The sequence below is a fragment of the Bacillus sp. PAMC28748 genome (assembly GCF_014250415.1).
GTDB classification, from domain to species: Bacteria; Bacillota; Bacilli; order Bacillales; family Bacillaceae; genus Bacillus; species Bacillus licheniformis.
In genome coordinates, this window is the sequence record NZ_CP060192.1 from 3,498,683 (window position 1) to 3,518,679 (window position 19,997).

17 protein-coding genes, 1 other RNA gene and 1 riboswitch are annotated in these 19,997 nt (G+C 46.6%); of the genes, 1 reads left to right on the forward strand and 17 read right to left on the reverse strand.

Annotated features, from left to right (window positions below; translation table 11 throughout):
* Positions 1–68: 68 nt before the first annotated feature.
* From H7F26_RS17965 to H7F26_RS18010, 10 genes are all read right to left on the reverse strand, one after another.
* Positions 69–3,629 (reverse strand): dynamin GTPase, encoded by a 3,561-nt coding sequence (locus tag H7F26_RS17965; RefSeq protein WP_017473951.1) that lies wholly within the window; start codon positions 3,627–3,629, stop codon positions 69–71.
* A 143-nt stretch (positions 3,630–3,772) separates the two neighbouring features.
* Positions 3,773–3,868, reverse strand: a complete 96-nt coding sequence (fbpC, locus tag H7F26_RS17970; protein WP_003182857.1) for a Fur-regulated basic protein FbpC — start codon at positions 3,866–3,868, stop codon at positions 3,773–3,775.
* 63 nt (positions 3,869–3,931) lie between these two features.
* A complete protein-coding gene (locus tag H7F26_RS17975) occupies positions 3,932–4,435 on the reverse strand; it encodes an isoprenylcysteine carboxyl methyltransferase family protein (RefSeq protein WP_003182859.1) in 504 nt (167 codons plus the stop codon).
* 7 nt (positions 4,436–4,442) lie between these two features.
* On the reverse strand, positions 4,443–5,540 hold the full coding sequence (locus tag H7F26_RS17980; RefSeq protein ID WP_017473950.1) for a type III polyketide synthase: 1,098 nt from the start codon (positions 5,538–5,540) through the stop codon (positions 4,443–4,445).
* A 41-nt stretch (positions 5,541–5,581) separates the two neighbouring features.
* Positions 5,582–6,133, reverse strand: a complete 552-nt coding sequence (locus tag H7F26_RS17985) for a GNAT family N-acetyltransferase (RefSeq protein WP_003182862.1) — start codon at positions 6,131–6,133, stop codon at positions 5,582–5,584.
* 84 nt (positions 6,134–6,217) lie between these two features.
* Positions 6,218–7,534 carry a xanthine permease PbuX gene (pbuX, locus tag H7F26_RS17990; protein ID WP_009328016.1) on the reverse strand — a complete coding sequence of 439 codons (1,317 nt, stop codon included), beginning with the start codon at positions 7,532–7,534 and terminating at the stop codon, positions 6,218–6,220.
* On the reverse strand, positions 7,531–8,115 hold the full coding sequence (gene xpt, locus H7F26_RS17995; RefSeq protein WP_003182865.1) for a xanthine phosphoribosyltransferase: 585 nt from the start codon (positions 8,113–8,115) through the stop codon (positions 7,531–7,533). Before xpt ends, pbuX begins: the two co-directional genes overlap by 4 nt.
* A 118-nt stretch (positions 8,116–8,233) precedes the next feature.
* A riboswitch (purine riboswitch) is annotated at positions 8,234–8,333 on the reverse strand.
* 138 nt (positions 8,334–8,471) lie between these two features.
* Entirely contained in the window at positions 8,472–9,974 is a 1,503-nt protein-coding gene (locus H7F26_RS18000) for a carboxypeptidase M32 (protein ID WP_011198061.1), read from the reverse strand.
* A gap of 113 nt (positions 9,975–10,087) precedes the next feature.
* Positions 10,088–12,007, reverse strand: a complete 1,920-nt coding sequence (locus tag H7F26_RS18005) for an ATP-dependent DNA helicase (protein WP_016886704.1) — start codon at positions 12,005–12,007, stop codon at positions 10,088–10,090.
* A 108-nt stretch (positions 12,008–12,115) separates the two neighbouring features.
* Entirely contained in the window at positions 12,116–12,292 is a 177-nt protein-coding gene (locus H7F26_RS18010; protein WP_003182870.1) for a hypothetical protein, read from the reverse strand.
* A gap of 277 nt (positions 12,293–12,569) precedes the next feature.
* On the opposite strand from H7F26_RS18010, the gene H7F26_RS18015 reads away from it, so the two are divergent.
* On the forward strand, positions 12,570–12,980 hold the full coding sequence (locus H7F26_RS18015) for a hypothetical protein (RefSeq protein ID WP_009328014.1): 411 nt from the start codon (positions 12,570–12,572) through the stop codon (positions 12,978–12,980).
* Between the two features lie 127 nt (positions 12,981–13,107).
* On the opposite strand, the gene H7F26_RS18020 is transcribed toward H7F26_RS18015, so the two are convergent.
* From H7F26_RS18020 to H7F26_RS18050, 7 genes are all read right to left on the reverse strand, one after another.
* On the reverse strand, positions 13,108–14,259 hold the full coding sequence (locus tag H7F26_RS18020) for a THUMP domain-containing class I SAM-dependent RNA methyltransferase (protein ID WP_003182872.1): 1,152 nt from the start codon (positions 14,257–14,259) through the stop codon (positions 13,108–13,110).
* Between the two features lie 95 nt (positions 14,260–14,354).
* An RNA gene (rnpB, locus tag H7F26_RS18025) (RNase P RNA component class B) lies at positions 14,355–14,741 on the reverse strand.
* Positions 14,742–14,793: 52 nt separating this feature from the next.
* The gene (gene gpsB / locus H7F26_RS18030; protein ID WP_003182873.1) at positions 14,794–15,090 is read right to left on the reverse strand and encodes a cell division regulator GpsB; all 297 of its coding nucleotides are present in this window, start codon (positions 15,088–15,090) and stop codon (positions 14,794–14,796) included.
* A gap of 80 nt (positions 15,091–15,170) precedes the next feature.
* On the reverse strand, positions 15,171–15,722 hold the full coding sequence (locus H7F26_RS18035) for an SLOG family protein (protein ID WP_003182874.1): 552 nt from the start codon (positions 15,720–15,722) through the stop codon (positions 15,171–15,173).
* A 115-nt stretch (positions 15,723–15,837) separates the two neighbouring features.
* Positions 15,838–16,107, reverse strand: a complete 270-nt coding sequence (locus H7F26_RS18040) for a CotD family spore coat protein (RefSeq protein WP_003182875.1) — start codon at positions 16,105–16,107, stop codon at positions 15,838–15,840.
* A gap of 241 nt (positions 16,108–16,348) precedes the next feature.
* The gene (locus tag H7F26_RS18045; RefSeq protein WP_026080762.1) at positions 16,349–17,662 is read right to left on the reverse strand and encodes a ribonuclease H-like domain-containing protein; all 1,314 of its coding nucleotides are present in this window, start codon (positions 17,660–17,662) and stop codon (positions 16,349–16,351) included.
* 5 nt (positions 17,663–17,667) lie between these two features.
* The gene (locus H7F26_RS18050) at positions 17,668–19,944 is read right to left on the reverse strand and encodes a DEAD/DEAH box helicase (protein ID WP_017473948.1); all 2,277 of its coding nucleotides are present in this window, start codon (positions 19,942–19,944) and stop codon (positions 17,668–17,670) included.
* Between the last annotated feature and the right edge of the window lie 53 nt (positions 19,945–19,997).

Sequence of the window (19,997 nt, forward strand, 5' to 3'; positions counted from 1 at the left end):
ATTCCCTTCTTTTTTTATTCAGTCTATCATGCCTGCCAGCCAGATATCCATACCAATATCAATCTGATTCAACATGAGCGGAGCCATTCGCCTGCCAAGGCATGCGCTTTTTCAATGTTTTCGCGCTCTGCGCTCTCCAGCGCCTCATGAAAATATGCTTCTTTTTGTTCTTCGAGTTGAGCTTTTGCGGATAGAACAGCCGCTTTCTGTAATTGACCGGCGCTCGTTTTGCAGCGGTTTAAAAATGTCTGCTTTTCACGTTGAATCCAATTGTCCGTGATCGCCGAAAGCTTTGCAGTAAACGCCTCGACAAGCCGGGCTTTGCCATTTTGCTGAAAAAACGTTTTAGGTGTTTTGAACATTTTCAGTTCATCTGTAAACTCCCCTTCATCCGCTGACGCTTCAGTCGTTTCCCAGCTTTCGGTCTCAGGCCGGTCAGCCTGGATATGAACCGAAAAATAAGGATTGCCGGCAAGCCGCTCTTTTACGGCATTTGCCCATTGTTCGCCCGCAAATTTCAGCATCAAATTTTCCATTCTGATATCAAGCGCTTTTAGTTCCTGCAAAAATTCGAATTCATACTCCTTTAAGCAGCTTTTCAAAGCGGTTTGCAGATTGGCGCGCCAATCTCCGTTCTGAAGCCCGGGGTGTATCGCAGCTTTAAATAAATCGTGTGCAAAAAAGGCCAGACGCTGCTTCATGTGGTAAAATTGCTCTTCCACATCCTTTTCCGTCATTTGAAGGATTGATGACCCCTTCTCTGCTTCTTCAATCGCAGCCAAAGCCTCTTGATAAGCTTTTGCGACGCGCTTTTGCTCCGCTTCCTTTTCTTCAGCGGAACGGTGCAGTGAACCGCGGAGCTGAAAGACGGTTTCACACAGTTTTTTGCCTTCATCAAGCAGCTCTTCGACAGCTGTTCTGGCCAAACCGTTTTCGATAAAATCGTCGAGCTCCCGCTTTAGCCTGCTGAAGTCGTTGTACGGCGAAGTTTTTTTGTTGAGCTCCTGCTTGCTCGATACATGGTACAGGTGCGGATTTTGGATGCCTTCTTTCAAGAGCTCTCCCCTTACATAGTCTTCAACCGTCTGTAATTCGACCGGGCTTTTCGCGAGGTCAGCCGCATTTAAAATAAAAAACATTTTATCCATGCTGAAAGCGTCTTTAATGAGCCCCAGCTTGCGCAAAAACGACCGGTCCGCTTTGGAAAATGAATGCTGGTAGTATGTTAAGTAAAGCAGGGCATCAGCATCTTTCATGTATTGAAACGCAAGTTCAGTATGCCGTTTATTCATGCTGCTGGCTCCCGGTGTATCGACGATTGTTATTCCTTTCTCCGTGACCGGTGTGCTCAAATAAACGGTGACTTCGCGGACGGCACAGGCCGTTTGTTCTTCAGCGACATACGGATGCAGATCGTCAGCGGAAATCGTCAGGATTTCCTGATCATTGATATATGAACCATAACGCTCATAAGCCTTGAGGAAGTTCTTGATCAGCAGCCGTTCATCATCGTGCAGTTCCTCTTTTTTCAAGAGGTTTTTAAGTTTTTCGCCAAAAGCGGAGCCTTTTGCTGAAGCCATTTTTCCATCTAAAAGCTGATCCAGTTCAGCTGTGATTTCCCCTTCCGTTTTAAAAGCGACTTCGGCTGTCCCGTCCCTTTTGGTTCCCGACGGTTTTGTTATTTTATTAATCGTTGCCGTTGTCGGCGTCGGAGATGACGGCAGCACTTTCCGCCCGCAAAGCGCATTTGCAAAAGACGATTTGCCGGAACTGAATGCGCCGAAGAGCGCCAGGGTAAACTGCCTTGTATGAAGGCGCTCCGTTTTGTGCAGGAATGCTTTTCTCTGCTTTTCTAAAGCCGGGATATCCGCCAAAATCCGGGCAAGTTCGAAAAAGTGCTCAATGTACTCAGAAACGCCCTTTTTCGGATGAAGAGCCTCGTCTTTACGGCTGCTGTTTTCCCCTTGTGCACGGACCGGTTCCGCTCGCTTCGCATCAAGCGTTTTTTCAAGGGGCTTTCTTTCGGCGGCATACCAATTCGCCGGCAGATCGCTCTGATTGCCGTGTTCCCATTGATCCCAGAGACGGTTTGCTTTTTCATATGACTTCTGCTGCTCAATCAACCGTCTTTCGCGCTCGGCGAGCTTCGCTTGTTCCGCATCATATTCAGCTTTTATCGCTTCCGCCTGCAGGACGCTTCTTTCTTTAATAAAGGTTTTGAGCTGGTCGATGAGCGGCTGCGCTTGTCTCTTCGCCTTTCTTCTGATGTTTTCAGCCAGTTCTTTCGTGTAGTTCAGCACGTATTCCGGTGTAAGCTCAGCCCCTTTTTTCCGGGAACGAAGCAGGTCGTTTTCATCTATCACGGTCCGAAATTGAAGAACTTCCCGAAGCATTTCATCATTCTGGACGTTAAAGCATTTCATAAATGCCTTGATTGCTTCAATGACATGCCAATCGATTTCGGCTTGAACCCTTTTTTGGACGTCGGCAAGAAAAGCTTCTTTTCGTTTTTGTTTTTCTTCAAGCGTTTTGGCCTTACTGAAAAGAATTCCTTTTTTAAAGCCCTTTTCGATTGATTCCAAATACGATTTGGCCAGCTCTCTCATCTCAAACGGCGTTATATTTGCGTTTTGGGCAATCGTTTGGATGTCTTTTTTGATTTGTTCCTCCGCCCGTTTTTCCTGTTCTGTCAAATCGGCAAGCTGTGATTTTAAAGTCTCGACGGTTTCTCTTAAGGAAGCGGTTTCTTCAGACAGAGCCGTATCTTCGTCACTGATCAGCATTTTGATATGTTCATGAATCAAGCTGCTGATTTTTTGCTCCGTATATGCCTGCAGCTGCTGTTCGGATTGATGCTGCAGTCTTTCCAGCTCAGCACGGAGCCGGTTGAATTCGTTGAGCGGATGATCGGCTGCGGTGACCGATGTAAAAAAGAGGTGTTCTTCACTGATCCCTTCTTTCAGCAGCATATCTAGAACTTGCTTTTTATAGGCGTGGAAGTCTGTTTCAGCTTCGTCATGGCGGTCAATCTGGTTCACGATGAAAAAAATATTGGGTATCTTATCTTTTATTGATCGAAGAAATTTCACATTTTCTTCGGAATGGACATGATTGTAGTGCACGACATAAAACAAGGCATCCGCCTGGTGAAGAATCGAAGACGCCGATAGAAAATGAGCATCGTCTGTAGAATCAATTCCAGGCGTGTCGATTAAGACGGCCTGAGGCGCTATTCCTGAAAAAGGCCCCTCGATTTCCACCATTTCAATCTGGCCGTCCCTGCAGTACGCCTGCACTTTTTCTTTATCATAAGAGCCGTCCATCTGAGCGTATCTTCCATCGACCGTATGGAGTGTTGTTTTCATTTCTCCCCGGCGGACCAGCACGAGATTGGCGCTCGTCGGAATCGGACTTGTCGGCAGGACGTCTTCCTGAAGCAGCGCGTTCAAAAGCGATGATTTCCCTGCTGAATAGTGTCCGGTTAACGCGATGTACACTTCTTTTCTCAGCCATTTTCGGATGATGCCCGCAAGCTGCGCCGACCGCTTGTCATCCCCGTTTTTTGTGAGCTCCCCGAAAACCGCTCCGGCTCTTTTCATCAGATCGTCTTTCGTGTTTATTTGTGCCATGTTTCCTACCCCTTTTATGCGTTGTTGTTTGCCATCTTAGCCCTTTCTCCCATTTTACACAACCTTGCTGTATTTTTCTTCACAATCGGAAAGAAAAACGAGAAAAAGCTGCCGGTTTCGGCAGCTTCAGCACGTGTATCTATTTATTTTTGCGGATTCGCTCCTGCGATTCCTTTTAAGACATATCCAATCAATAAACTGTATGTACTGACGGCCGCCAGTAGAAAAAACATCGTCATACGCGACTCACCATCCTATAATGAGAATGTTTATCATCATTATAAATGAAATGATAATCATTTTCAATGGTGTAATTTTTCTAATGCCTGTTCTTCCGTACGAATGCGGATGTACATGACAGCAGCGTTGAGCACCGTAAATAAAAGTGCGGTGGCGTATGCCTGAAAAAGCAGGGGCAAAAGCAGAAATTCAAGAGCGACCGCCAAATAGTTCGGATGTTTAATCCATTGATAGGGCCCCTTTCGGACAAGATTCGTTCCAGGGATGACAAGGATTTTCGTGTTCCAGCATTTCCCCAGTGAAAAGAGCGCCCAATACCGGAGAACCTGCGTGAAGATGAGGCCTGTCAATACGACAAGCGCCATCGGAAGGGTTCCGCGTTGAAAAGCGGTCGTTTCCCAAATCAAAGATACGAAAAACGAAACATGCATCGCGACGATGTAAGGGTAATGACGTTTCCCGTATTCGACCGCTCCCTCTTTCAGAGCGTTTTTTTCGTTGAACTTCGCGACTGCCAGCTCAAGCAGGCGCTGGGCGGCAAAAATGCTTAAAATCGTCCAAAACATGTGTCAGTCACTCTCTTTTTGTCCATCTCAAGAGCAGCAGCTCCGATGAAAAGCCCGGTCCGAGCGCCCCTAAGAGACCGTATTTTCCCGGCACGGGGCCGCCATGCAAGCAATATTCCTTTAAAACATGCATCACAGTGGCCGATGACATATTGCCGTGCCTGGCCAAAATTTTTCGTGAACAGTCGATGTGCGCTTCGGAAAAGCCAAGGCTTTCCATATAAGCGTCGAGAACTTTTTTTCCGCCAGGGTGGGCCAGAAATACTTGAATGTTCTCCAAAGCGATATGTTCTTTATTCAGAAATGCTTCGATATCGTTCTTTAAGTGTGTTTTGATCAATGTCGGAATGTCCCTGGAAAAAACGACGCGAAAACCGTTGTCATTGATTTCCCATCCCATGACCTCTTCCGAATCTTCCAAGGTGCTGGATTGTGAGCCCAATACTTCCGGAAGAACCTCAAATCTGGCTTCTGAGAAATCCGCTTCCTTGCCGCACATTAAAAGCGCGGCGATTCCATCGCCAAATAAAGATGTGCCGATAAGATTGCTTTTCGATTGATCATCCTTTTGAAACGTTAAACTGCACAGCTCCGCCGCAATCACAAGGACATGGGCTTTTGGAAACGCTTTGCAGTATTCGAATGCCCGCGCTATACCTGAAGCCCCTCCTGCACAGCCTAGCCCCCAGATCGGGATCCGCTTCGCCCGTTTTGAAAAAGGCAGAATGTTCATAAGCTTCGCTTCAATGCTGGGAGTCGAGATGCCTGTAGAGGAAATAAAAAAAATCGCGTCAATTTTTTCGCAAGGGATTTCTTTTTTCAAAAAACGGTCGTCCGACAGACAATTCGAAACGGCTTCAGCACTGTGTCTGACAGCCATATCAATGTACGTTTGATTTTTCTCCTTGAAGCTCTTGGCCTCTTTGTACCAATCCAAAGGCATGACAAATTGCCGTGAAGCGATTTCGCCATTTTGAAAAGCTGACAGCAGACGATCAATGTCTTTAAATGAATCTTTGAACATCTCCCTCGCAAAAACGGCTGCTTCCTTCTGGTCGACATGGCAGCGCGGAATGCTTGTCCCCGCCGAAATGACATAGGCCATAACACCACCTCTGTTTACAGCTTCTCCCGAATTTGGCGGCCTTATGTGGACCCGTTGAAAAAATAGGCCATCAGCACTTCATCTTCATATTTCCCGTCCGACAAAACCTGTTCCTTTTGAACCCCTTCAACGATAAAGCCGCTTTTCTTATAGAGCGACAGCGCTGCTTCATTTTCGGAAAAAACGGTCAAGCAGAGCTTATGCAGGCGATGCAGCCTGCACCATTTCAGGGTGTAGGACATGATTTCCCTGCCGATCCCAAGCCCCTGCGCCTTGCTGTGGAGCCAAGTTCTGAACAGACCCGTGTGCCGCTTCATTTTGAGTTCGCCGCGTATGACCCGGGCAATTCCGTACACCGTACCATCGATTTCAACCGCCGCATACATGTTGTCTTTTTTCATCATATCGCTGATAAATGCACGCTCTTCCTCAAGTGTGCGCGGCCGTTCTTTTTGGATGTAAACGCCCGTTTGAATCACATCTTTCACCGCCTCGATGATGTCAGGGGCATCCGCCATTTTGACGGGACGGATGACAGCTTCACCGCCGTCTTTCGTCCTGATTCGTTCGACAAGCTCATTCACAGTTTCCATTCGTTACGCCTCCTCTTCATACCGGTAGTATGGCTTATCCGCAATGAGAAAACACAACAAAAAAACCTCACAATCCGTGAGGTTTTAAACGGCAGATTTCTCAGCAGAAACTGCTTCAGGCTGTTCAGCATGACGAGAAAACGGATGAATGTGAAAGATCGCATTCAAGAGAATGGCGGTAAAGCTTCCCGCAACAATTCCGTTCTCTGTCAAAAGCTTGACGGCGTCAGGAAGGTTTTGAAACATTTGCGGTACAACCGTCACGCCGAGGCCGATTCCGATTGAACACGCTACGATCAACAAGTTCTCCTGCTTGCCGAAATCAACCCTGCTCAGCATTTTGATCCCGTAGGCGATCACCATGCCGAACATCGCTACCATAGCGCCGCCGAGCACAGGTTTAGGAATGATCGTCGTTAAAGCAGCGGCTTTCGGAAACAGCCCCAACAAAATGAGAAAAGCTCCGGCAAGCGCGATCACGCTGTTTTTCTTAACTCCTGTCAGCTGAACGAGACCGACGTTTTGCGAATACGCCGTATAAGGAAAGGCGTTGAAAACCCCGCCCAACAGCACGGCAATCCCTTCGGCGCGATATCCTTTTCCTAAATCCTTTTCTGTCAGGCGGCGGTCCGTCAAATCGCCCAATGCAAAGTAGACGCCTGTGGACTCGACAAGGCTGACGATCAGCACGAGGGACATCGTCAAGATCGGGGTAACTTCAAAAACAGGGGCGCCGAAGTAAAACGGATGAATCATCTGCACCCAGCCAGCGTTTGCGACTTCTGTAAAATCAACTTTTCCCATTAGAGCGGCGCCGGCTGTTCCTGCGATCAAGCCGATTAAAATGGAAATTGACTTGATAAATCCTGATGTAAAACGATATAAAAGGACGATGACTAGTAAAACGGAAAAAGCTAAAGCAAGATTGGACAGCTCGCCGAAATCGCTGCTGCCTTCACCGCCGGCCATGTTGTTCATCGCAACGGGAATCAAGGTGATACCGATCACCGTGACGACAGATCCTGTGACCACGGGAGGGAAAAACTTAACAAGCTTTCCGAAGAAAAAAGAAATGATGACGACAATCACACCACCTGCTATGATGCTTCCATAGATCGCTGGAATACCATATGTCGAGGCGATCGAAATCATCGGAGAAACGGCTGTGAACGTACACCCCAATACAACAGGCAAACCGATACCGAAAAAGCGGTTTTTCCAAACTTGCAGCAGCGTCGCCACACCGCACATCAAAATGTCGGCAGATACAAGGTATGTCAGCTGAGCCGGCGTCAGACCGAGAGCGCCGCCGACGATCAGCGGTACGACAACGGCTCCTGCATACATGGCAAGGACGTGCTGAATGCTTAATGAAACAGTTTTACCGGCTGTAAGTTTCATGACCCAACCTCCTGTAAAAAGGTAACTTTTCCACCGGCAAGAGAGGCAATACGCGCAAGGGATTCGACTCTGATTCCAAGATTTTCAAGTTCCTCCCTGCCCGTCTGGAATGATTTCTCGATGACGATTCCGATTCCGCACACCTTAGCGCCGGCCTGTTCAATGATGGAAACGAGCCCTTTAGCTGCTTGTCCGTTTGCCAAAAAATCGTCGATGATCAGAACTTTGTCATCCTTTGAAAGGTGGCTGGCTGATACGGCAACCGTACTTTCCGTTTTCTTTGTAAATGAATAGACAGAAGCCGTCAACAGATTTTCCGTCAAGGTAAGCGATTGACGCTTTCTTGCAAATACTACCGGCACGCCCAGCTTCAAGCCGGCCATCACGGCAGGTGCGATGCCTGAGGATTCAATCGTCACAATCTTTGTGACGCCTTCCTCCCGGAAAAGCGAAGCAAACTCTTCACCCACAGCAAGCATTAATTCCGGATCGATTTGATGATTTAAAAATGAATCAACTTTCAGCACTTCGTCAGACAACACCGTGCCCTGCTCTGCAATTTTTCGTTTTAGCTTTTCCATTAAACCCCTCCGTTCATCAATTGCCCTTCATAAAAAAAAGCATTGTCCGCTCGGATTTGAAATGCGAGCGGGCAATGCTTAAAAAGACGAATTCCGTCAGTTTGACTAAAAGACGTTCGTTTTCTTATCGCCCACTCATAGTCGGACATTTACGGTGCCCGGTAGAAACTTGCGTGCCATATCCACGCGATTATATGAGTGATATAATGTATCAAATTATATCAACTTTCGTTCCGAATGAAAAGGGATAAAACAAAAAAAGACGAACCTGCACACATTTTTTCATTTGAACGTTCGTATTTAACAGAAAATTCTGACCCGAAAACCCCTCCCATACAGACGGGAGGGGTTTTCTTTTACAAATAGAGTGTTGTATATTTTTCTTCCAGATAGCGGATTAAATGACGGACGTTTAATTCTTCGCCTGTCGCAGATTTAATGATTTCCAGCGGTTTTTTTCTTTTGCCGTGGATGTGTACATGCTCTGTCAGCCACTTTCTGATCGGTTGAAAATCGCCGTTTTCAATCAGACGGTCAAACTCCGGAAGATCTTTCAGCATGCTTGACTTCAGTTGAGCCGCATACATATATCCAAGCGCATATGAAGGAAAATAACCGAAATCTCCGCCGGACCAATGGACATCCTGCAGGATTCCTTTAGCATCGTCGGGAGGCGTAATGCCCAGGTATGCTTCATATTTGTCATTCCATAGTTTTGGAAGGTCTCCGACCGATACTTCGCCGCTGAAAATCGCTTTTTCAATTTCATAGCGGATCATAATATGCAGCGGATATGTCAGTTCATCAGCCTCGATCCGAATCAGCGACGGCTTTGATTCATTAACGGCTCTGTAGAACCCTTCGGCAGTAACGCCTGCAAACTGGTCAGGGCTTGCTTCCTTTATTTTATCAAAATACCGCGTCCAAAAGCTTTGATGCCTGCCGATAAAGTTCTCATAGAAAAGGGATTGAGATTCATGAATGCCCATTGATGCGCCGTCTGATAAATTGGTTCCGCCCAGCGCTTCATCAATGTTCTGTTCATAAATGGCATGGCCGCATTCATGAATTGTTCCGAAAACAGCCGACCGAAAATCGTTTTCATTGTATGCTGTGGTCACCCGGGCATCCCCTTGGCTGATCGTCACCTGGAAAGGATGAACCGTCTCATCCAGGCGCCCCGCCTCAAAATCATAGCCCAGCTCCTGTAAGAAGAAGTGGCAAACATCGCGCTGCCGCTCTTTCGGGAAATGATCGTGAACAAAGCCCGTATCAGGCTTTTTATCACTGGCGGCAATCTTTTGCACAAGCGGAACGATAGCCTCCCGCAATTCAGAAAAAAGGGCGTCGAGCTTTTCGACTGTAACGCCTGGTTCGTATTGGTCCAGAAGCGTGTTATAAGGATGGCCTTCATATCCCCAGTATGAGATAAACCGTTTTTTAAAGTCGATGATTTTTTCTAAATACGGAGCAAAGAGAGAAAAATCGGACGCCTTTTTCGCTTTTTCCCAGACGGATTCCGCTTTGGAAGTCAGTGTCGTATATTCTTTGAACTCCTCTTCCGGAATCTTGCTGTTTAAATCGTACTCTTTTTTCGCTTCTTCAACCGCTTTCTGTGTATCAAAAGGCAGATCTTGTTTTTGCCCGGCTAAGGTATCCAAAAGCTCTTTCATCCGCGGGGACGTTCTCATCTGAAAGACGTCTGCCGACAATTGGCCGATAGCTTCAGCGCGGCTTTCCTCCCCTTTTCTCGGCGCGCCCGTTCTCATATCCCAGTACATGACATTAATCGCCTGCTCATACCGGCTGATTTTCTTTAATGTTTCTAAAAACTCTTTTTCATATGTATTGATCGACATCATTCATCCTCCTCTTCCCGTATATGATGCGAATTGTAATCAGACTAATGGAAATATTTACGAAAGTCAACTTTTATGCAGCCAAAAAAAGAAAAGCGGGATGTCCGCTTTTCTTATACATAGACTGGCTGAACAGGAAGAACAGATTCGACTTCTTTTATCACATTCCATTCTTTTTCATCGCCCGCAAAAATGCTGATCGTGCCGCTGTCGCTGTTTGATCTGATCAGACGTCCGATCCCTTGGCGAAGTCTTAGCAGCATGTAAGGAATGTCTACTTCGCGAAAGGCGTTTTCCACGCCGCTCCGCTTCGCTTCAAACACGGGATCATGCGGCGGAAATGGGAGCGACCAGATGATGACATTTTGAAGCGGGTCTCCGGGAATATCGAGCCCTTCCCATAGATGGACAGAGCACAAGACGGATTCTTCTACCGTTTGAAACTTTTCAACGATTGTACTGATTTCTTCATCCCCTTCAAAGTAAACGGGAAACGAAAATGATTCCTGTGCAGTCCGGCGCTTGAAGGACAGAAGCTCTTCAAAAGACGGAAACAGGATCAGCGTCTTCCCTCCAGATTCTTTGATTGCACGGATTGCCGCTTCTTCTTTCGCTTCTTTTTCCTCGATTTGATGGATGTACACTTTCATCTGCTCTTCATAATCGTACGGCGAATCGACGGTAAATGATAAGTAATCGCGGATCCCGAGGCTGGTCGCCAAATAATCGAACGATCCGTTTTCCGATAATGTCGCCGATGAGAAAATAAACGGAATCTGCTTGGAGAACACCTTTTCTCCGAGAACTTCAGAGACGGTTCTCGGCATGACGACGAATGTCGACTCAAGCTCTTTTTGTTCAAGCCAGCTGATCGCATTTTTCCTGTAGAGCGAAAGGGAGTAAGCCATCTGTTCTAAATACTCTTCGACAACAGTTAAAGCGTACTGGTCGATCGTGTACAGCTCGCCCTCAAAAACGAGCGCCTCTCCGATTTTTTCAAGCAAATCATACAGCTCGGCGGCCGCTTTTTTCACATCGGTATCGTCTTTGATGCGCATGCGCTCAGAGCCTTCTGCTTTTTCGGCATTTTCCGTAAGCAAACCGAAAAATTCGTCGTTGGCGCGAAGCGCTTCTTCGACAAGCTCTGCAAATTCTTCTCTGATGTCATTGCCGAGCAGGCGCTCAAGGAACATTTCGAGCGTGGATTGTTTCACCCTGTATGTCAGCGCTTTTTGGGCCGCAAACTCGAGCAGATGCCCTTCATCAAAAACCACTGCGCTGTGCTCCGGCAAAAGCGGAAGCTGGCCTTCCCGCTTTCTCGCCTCTTCCGTCCAAACGTGCTCCATATAGAAATCATGGGAACAGATGATGAAATCGGTTGATTTTCGATAATGGTCTCTTGACAGTGTGAGCCCGCAGCGGTGCCTCATATCACATGTAAGACAGTCCTGAAAAGAGTCGTAACCGATTTCAGACCACTCATCGTTTGATAAAGACGAATTCTCTTTTCGGTCGCCGTACGGATAAAAAGCCTGCATGCCCTGCGATTCGTGAACGAAAGACGGCAGACTTTCGTAAAGGTCAAGCCATTTTTCATCATCAGAGCGCTGCATCGTTTTCTCCAGTTTTTTCAAACATAAATATTGATCATGCGACTTGCTGAGCCTTGCGTCGATCGTCAGGCCTAAATGCTCGGAAATTTTATAAATGTCGCCTTCTTTTTTGACGAGCTGTTCGATCAGCGTCTCATCCGCGCAGGCGATGACCGCCGGCTTGCCCGTATACCTGGCATAGCTCAAGGCAAACAGAAGATAGACGAGCGTTTTTCCGGTGCCGACGCCGGCTTCCGCAAACATGACCTTCTTTTCCTTAAATGCCCGCTCTAATTGAAAAGCCATGAATATTTGCTCATCGCGCAAATCAAAGCCTTTTTCAGGAAGAATATCGTAAAATACATCACCGATCCAATTGTTCAGTTCTTCATAAAAGTTTTTTGTTTTTGTTAATGAAAAAGGCAGACGAGATGCTGTCACCCTGCTCCAACCCCCAACTATCGAGTTTTCAGAACTTCTATCCTATCACTATGATTCAAGAAATTCAACAAGAAAGATTTGAAAAAAGGAGCAGGAAGCCTCTCTCAACTATTTCCGGTAAATCGAATGCGTCAAAAACGGATGATCTGTCGATTCCATATGGCTGATCGCGTTTTTCAATTCTTCCTTTGCATATGTAAGGCGCTCTTCGCCAATGTCCTCGAGCTGGCTTTCTGACGTCTCCAGCGCTTTTTGAATCATTTGAATATGATCGCTGTTCAACATGAAATCACCTCTTTTCAAATCGAATAATCCCGAGTATATGCAGGATGAATCGTTTTTATACAGGCTGATTTTATGTTTTTTCTTTCTATACTCTTAGGGCGGACCGTTTTCGCAGCGGTCAAACACCCTTTTTTCAGTCAAACAAAAAGCTTAACACCAGATAACAAGGACTGTGTTAGACAATGTGCTCTTTATCCATCATAAAAACCCAGTCTATTCCATTTTTCTATCATATCCTGTAGGGACTTAAAATTTATAGACTAAAGGTGGAGAGTACATGTATTATTATGAACCGGCAAAGAAAGATTATTGGGATTATGATTATGATCCTTACAAGAAGGATCACGACTATTGCAAAAAGGACTTTTACTATCATGAGCCTTGCAAGAAGAATTACTACTATCACGAGCCTTGCAAAAAAGACTTCTATTACCATGAACCTTGCAAGAAGGATTACGATTATTGCAAAAAGGATTATGACTACCATGAGGATTACAAAAAAGACTACGATTACCACAAGCCTTGCAAAAAGGATTACGATTACTGCAAAAAGGACTTCTACTACCATGAGCCTTGTAAAAAAGACTATGATTACCACAAGCCTTGCAAAAAAGACTGCTATTATGAGCCGCGCAAAAAATGCTATGATTCGTCTTATAAAAAGAAAAATGATTCATGGATTTATTAGTGAGTCGATGTTTTGCCATGCGCTTTTAAGGGGCTAACTCCGAGCGGGCGCGAATTCAATACGCCGTTCAGCGGTTCCGGCTATGGAAAGAAAAAAGGCTGCCGTTTTACATGGCAGCCTTTAAACTTCACTTTTCTTTGTTCGGTTTTGGCGGCCTTTTCCCCCAATACTGGTAATAGTCCGTCTTAATAAAACCGTTAAAGAGCTTCCGTTTTTTCGTTGCTTTTTTCCCGTAGCACTCTTCAAAACGCTCGTTTGATGTCAGCATGTAGACAGACCATGTATCAAGCTCGGCAAATGCTTTGCCCATATCCTTATACATGGCTTCGACTGCTTTCTTTTCACCGAGGCGTTCCCCGTACGGCGGATTTCCGACAATTACGCCGTATTCCTCTTTCGTCCGAAAATCCTTTACCTGCATTTGCTTAAATTCGATGAAATCGGCGAGTCCAGCTTCCTCGGCGTTTGCCTTGGCGATTTCGATCATGCGATGATCCAGGTCATACCCCGAGATTGAAAGCGGCTGATCATAATTCGCTTTTTCTTCGACTTCCAGCCTCGCTTGATCCCACACTTCTTTACCGATCCATTCCCATCTTTCAGATGCAAAATCCCTGTTGAAACCCGGGGCGATATTTTGGCCGATCAAAGCGGCTTCGATCGGTATCGTACCCGAACCGCAAAACGGATCGACGAAAGGCCTGTCAGGCGTCCAATTTGTCAATAGAATCAAAGCTGCAGCAAGGGTTTCTTTCAGCGGCGCTTCCCCTTGGCCGGTTCGATATCCCCGTTTATGAAGCCCGGCTCCGGATGAATCAAGCGTTATGACCGCTTTGTCTTTTAAAAGAGAGACTTCAATTTTGTATTCCGGCCCTGTTTCCTCAAGCCACTCGCCCTGTGTCTGATATTCTGATTTCAGCTTCTCGGCGATCGCTTTTTTGACGATGCGCTGGCAGTCCGGCACGCTTGCGAGCACTGATTTAACAGACTTTCCCGTCACGGGGAATGACGCGTGTTCAGGAAGATAGGCGCTCCAGTCGATCGCTTTTGTCTTCTCAAATAGCTCGTCAAAGGTCTTGGCTGTAAATTCGGCAGCCTGCACTTTCACCCTGTCAGCGGTTCTCAGCCACAGATTGGCTCTGCAGATGGCGAGGGCATCGCCTTCAAACACGACTTTACCGTTGTCAACTGTACAATCATATCCAAGGTCGCGCACCTCTTTGGCGACGATCGCTTCAATTCCCATCGGCGCTGTTGCGATTAATGTATAGGTTTTCATTATATCACCTGTTTTTATGTATGTTTTTTACATGATAAAAGCTCTCCTACCTGCGGAGAGCTTATACATTGTCATCATCATAATAGTGTGTAACGTTCTGTAAGCCATGTTTTGTTCCGTCGTACTGCCGTCGGCTGCTAAGCCTCGTACTCGGGTGGTAATCATCTATCTACAGAGTCAACTCTGTCCTTCCTTCCGTTCATTTCCGTCCAGAAGGTTCCCCTACCAAAATTTGGGTTTCTCGCTCGAGGGGTTTACCGCGTTCCACTCTCACCATTTCTAGTGAGACTTCGTCACTGTGGCACTTTCAAGGATACTCAGCCATATCCATAAAGGACGTAGGCTTTTTTCCTGCCGTCAGCCTTCTGCAAGGCTGCCCTAGCTTATGACTTCGCTAGGCACGAACACTACGGGCATCTCAGCACCGTGCGAGCATGGACTTTCCTCTACAGATGTAAAATCTGCAGCGATTACCCGAACGTTAAGACATCCACTATTATAGCTTAGTTTGTTCTAAAGGGCAAGCGGTTTTCATCAATCGTATAATTTGCTTCCAAATACATGTTTTTCCAAATTGGAAAGTCGTTTTAGAATATCAAAATTGGTCGTATTTGATTGAGCCGGCTGTCGCTTGTTGGCTTCTTCAAGCTGTTTTTTCAACTGCAGGTTTTCCTGCTGCAATTCTTCGATTTCCTGATGGAAGGCTTCATAGTCCTTAATAACCATGTCCAAGAATTTGTCAACGTCTTCCTGCTTGTAGCCTCTGACTCCTGTTTTGAATTCTTTTTCCAAAATTTCTTTAGCAGAAAGCTTCACTTTATCAGCAAGCATCTTTTTCACCTCATATCGTGAATCATCATCTTATATTTTTTCAGAAAACGTGTGCAATGTCAAATTTTCTCTTGCACTTTTTACTCTTCGTAAAAGCTGCATTCTTCAACAGTGACTCTCAAGTCATCCATCGTAATCGTGTAGATCGGAAAATCGCGTTTTTCCTGAGCCTTTTTTGCTTCATTCAGCATATACACAGGCGAGCCTTCGATTTCTTCATCGTACAGAATCAATAAGCCATCCGCCTTTTCGATGAAGAACCGGTTTTTTTGTTTGAATTGCACCGGGCTTTCGTACGGCCTGTGTGTCAAGCTTTCAGTGAAATCGCTGGCTGCGAGCACGGCTTCATACTGCTCTTGATTTTTCTCGCTCCACTTCTTTTCCTGTTCCAAAAACGGAGTGATGACCGCCACTTTCAAGTCGGGATATTCTTCCTGCAGCGAAAACGCGACTTCCGCCGCCCATAGTTCAGTCCCGAGCTGGCCCGAGATAAGGACCCATTCCAGGCCTTCCTCAAGGAGAGCGATCATCCGGTTTTCAAGCGCTTTTTTTATGTAGAACAGGGCCTTGTCATCGTGTTTGAAAATCCCGAGTTCAAACGGCTTGTACCCTGTAACGGCCAATACTTTCATTATGATCACCTGCTAAAAAATGGGGCCGTATTCCGCCCCATTTTTTTAAAAATATTCTGTTAGTCACGTTCAATCCGGCGCTCGTTCATCCTGACAAAACTTCCGAAAAACCTTTTTAGTAAGGCCCCATGCCCATTCCAGGTCCCGGCATCCCTCCAGGCCCAGGCATCATTCCTGCTCCAGGGCTCACGAAGTGCTGATGTGACGCCTTGTTGACAGCTGATTGAGTTTGCGGGTAGTAATGAACATGCTGAAAATGCTGATGGTTGACATTCGTTGTGTGCTGCGGGTGAATGTGCGGTACGACGGTTTTGCTGTGCGTATGGTTGTAGCAGCATTGAGTAGGATGAACAATCGGCGCCATTACATGCGGTTTACAGTGCATGAAAATTCCCCTTTCTTTAAGCTTCTATATACACTATTAAACTATGAAGCAGGGGGTAAACATGTACTAATATAAAAACCTATTTTAAAAGTAAGCCATAAAGCTTTCCTTGAAATTCGTCATGATCAATACGATAAACAATACGACGACAAAAAACAGATAAAACAGCCCCTTATACATATCGACGCTCCCTTCAAACGATTCTAACGCTATTTTACAAGAAGCGATCGGTTTCTACAATTCATAACGTGCTTGAAATGTTTGGCTTTCGAAGATCGTCGTTTTCTGCGCTTGCCCGGGGAATATTTCGTCCGTATTTCCTTTCCAGCCGCTCGCGCCTTCTCAAGAGGCCGGCCATTTCTTTTTCGGTCAGCTCAAACTTTTGTGAACCGTGCTGCTCCAGCAGGTTTTCCGCTACCTCAAGAGCGGCCCGAATATCCCGCTTTCGATGTTCAAAGTATTTGGCAAGTTCGATGCCTGCGCGCCAGGCGGTTTTTCCGTCTTCTCCATTTTGGAGCTTCAGCCAAAGGGCTGCGGCTTCTTTTAGCATGCCTTGTTTTTTATACTGCATGGATAAATCGAATGATGCGCGTTCAGACTGTTCAAAAGGTTTTTTTTCAAGCTCTTGCAATTGCGCTGTCGCAAGCTCTGTCTCCCGGTTGGCGAGGAGCCATTTTGCCATCGCGTACTTTTCGTTTGCTTCCGCTGTCTGCTCCGGAGTGAGGATTTTCTTCGATAAATGGATGTAAAGAGTGATTAAAGAAAGCACGTCAAGCTCATTATGGCGCAAAACGCCTTCAATGATTTCCGGCCGTTCCTCCTTTAAAAAATGAAAATACATCATCGGCGCCAGATAGCCCGGCGTATCTTCAGTTCTTACAACGCCCAGCTCTTCCTTTTCCACCGTCCCTAAGGAAACGCGGTCAAATTTATGCTTCCAAAGGCGGCGGGATCCGTGCAGCAGGTCAAAGTGGCCGAAATCCGGAAGCTTTGGGACCCTGTCGCGGATCAGCGTGTGCCTCGTTTTCACCTGGGGCCAGTCGAACGCTTTGCCGTTATAGGTGACAAGAGACTGAATATCGACTTCACTCAGAAAGCTGTGATAGAGGGCGGCTTCGTACCCCGGCTTTGGCAGCAGATGCTGTTTGACGACTACGCGGTCGTCATACACCCTTGCATGGCCGAGCAAAAAGATCGCATTGCCGGCCCCGCCTCCGAGACCGGTCGTTTCCGTATCAAAGAAGAAGAGCTGGCTCGGTGTGTACCCTTTGCTTGAAAGCGAATGGGAAACGGCGCTGTTGTTCCATCGCCTAACCGTCTCATGCAGCTCAGAAAACGCGTAATGACCATGAACATGAGTCAACGGGTAAACGACTTCCCTGATCAGGCAATAGCATTCCTCAAACACATATGGTTTAACACCGAGTTCGGCCCATTCTTTTTCAAAACTGACGGACAAGGAAGTCAGCTTATCTGCGGGAGGTTCCGTTTTTTCTTCTTTCGCTTGATTTCCCAGGTGATGCTTATAGCGATTAAGTTTTCGTTTTAAAGACATTCCGCTCAACCTTTCCAGCCTTTTAAAAGGCGCAGAGCATTGTTTTTTGTCTGATCGCCGCCGCTCACTCCTATGCAGGAAGGGCATCCTGACTCACACGGACATCTTGAAATCAGCCGATGCGCTTCACTGATGATCTCGGGCATTTGTTCATACACTTTTTGTGAAAGACCCACTCCGCCGGGATAGCGATCATACAAAAAGATCGTCGGCTTTTCGTTATGAACGGCTTTGATTTGCGGAAAAACATGCAGATCAGATGGATCGCACATCACTTTTAAGGCGGCTACATGCCCAAGAACGTTTGCAGTCCCAAGCAAAGCCTCTTCCAATTTGATGTCATTCCAATTTTGCCGCTCACTATCGTTCACCTGCACCCAAGCCGCATTGGTATGCAGCTCCTCTTCAGGCAGATGAATCGGTCCTGAACCGATATTTTCATGCGTCTCAAATTTTATTTTCTTAAAAATCGTCGCTTTTGCCTGAACGGTCACATCCCCAAAACCGAACGCTGCGGTTTCCGTCTTTTTCTCCTTGTCAACCTCGAGAACTCTCAGCAAGACGGCAAGATTGGCATCGGTATAGTAATCAACTTGAACCTCGCGGACAAACGCCTTTTTCTCCTCCCAGTCAAGCTTTTCCACCTGGTATTGGATGCCTTGATGCAAATAAATGGCTTCATCGTGAAGAAGCGTCATGGCGCTGAACCTGTCCATTTCCCCGATTACTTTCGCCTTCTCGCGTCTTGACTGATCAATAATCACAACATTTTCCTGAGAAGCCGATCTTAAGCTGATGCCGTGCGCGGGAAAAGCGTCATTCATCCAGTGGTACGTATTCCCGGTTAAGTGGAGGACCCTTTCTTCTGCCAAGTAGTCAAGAATATCCTCAATTTCGATACCGCCGAATGTGTCCGTTCTTTTGAATGGCAGTTCAAAGGCCGCGCATTTGATATGATCGAAGAGAATGACCAGGTTGTCCGGGTTAATGACGGCAGTCTCGGGATTTTGTTTAAAGAAATAGTCCGGATTCTGTACGATGTACTGATCGAGCGGGGCGGAACTTGCCACCATGACAATCAGCGCTTCGTTGTGCCTTCTTCCGGCGCGGCCGGCCTGCTGCCAGGCGCTTGAGATCGTTCCAGGATAACCGGTCATGATGCATGTCTGCAGCTGTCCGATGTCAACGCCCAGTTCGAGTGCATTCGTGCTGACAACGCCTTTGATGTCCCCGCTGCGAAGGCCTTTTTCAATGACGCGCCGCTCGTTCGGCAGATAGCCGCCCCTGTACCCCTGAATCGAATGCGGGCCGACAATCGGCTTCATCACTTCCTGCAAGTATGTCAATATAATTTCCACCCGAACTCTGCTTCTTGCAAACACAATCGTCTGAATGCCGTTTTTTAGAAATTCGGATGCGAGCTTTCTCACTTCAAGGGTCGCGCTTTTTCTGATGTTAAGGGAACGGTTGACCATCGGCGGGTTGTAAAATAAGAAGTGCTTTCTTCCCGACGGGGCGCCGTTGTTTGAAATCAGGTGCATCGGCTGCCCCGTGAGCGTCTCAGCGAGCTCCAATGGATTGGCGATCGTCGCGGATGTACAGATAAACTGCGGCTTGCTTCCATAAAATTCAGCAATCCGCATCAGCCGTCTGATGACATTGGCTACATGGCTGCCAAAGACTCCCCTGTATACGTGAAGCTCATCGATGACGATGTATTTCAGATTTTCAAACAATGACACCCATTTTGTATGGTGAGGCAAGATCGCCGAATGCAGCATATCTGGATTTGTAATCACGATATGGCCCGCTTTTCTGACTTTCTGCCTGATCGAAGGCGACGTATCTCCGTCATATGTATAACAGTTGATCGACGCACCGATTTCATCGATTAATTCATTCAGTTCGCTTTTTTGGTCCTGCGACAATGCTTTAGTAGGAAAAAGGTATAAGCTGCGCGCATCTTGGTCTTCTGTGATCCTCTGAATAACGGGCAGATTGTAGCAAAGCGTCTTCCCAGATGCCGTCGGCGTCACAAGCGTCACGTTTTTGCCGGCGGCGCTGTGCAGAAATGCGTCGGCCTGATGGGAATACAGCTTTTCTATCCCTCTTTGCTGTAAAGCATGCACGATTCTCTTATCTAAACCTTCAGGAAAATCGCAGTAATCCGCTTCTTTTTCCTCGATTGTATGCCAATGAACAATTTGCCTGCTGAAAGCTTGGTCTTCTTTCAGAAGCTGAATCATATCTGTCAAATTTCGTTTTTGAAACAACGCTGTCACCTCTCCCTTCTATTTTAGCGAATGTCCGTTCGTTCTGAAAGAGGTGATTTCCT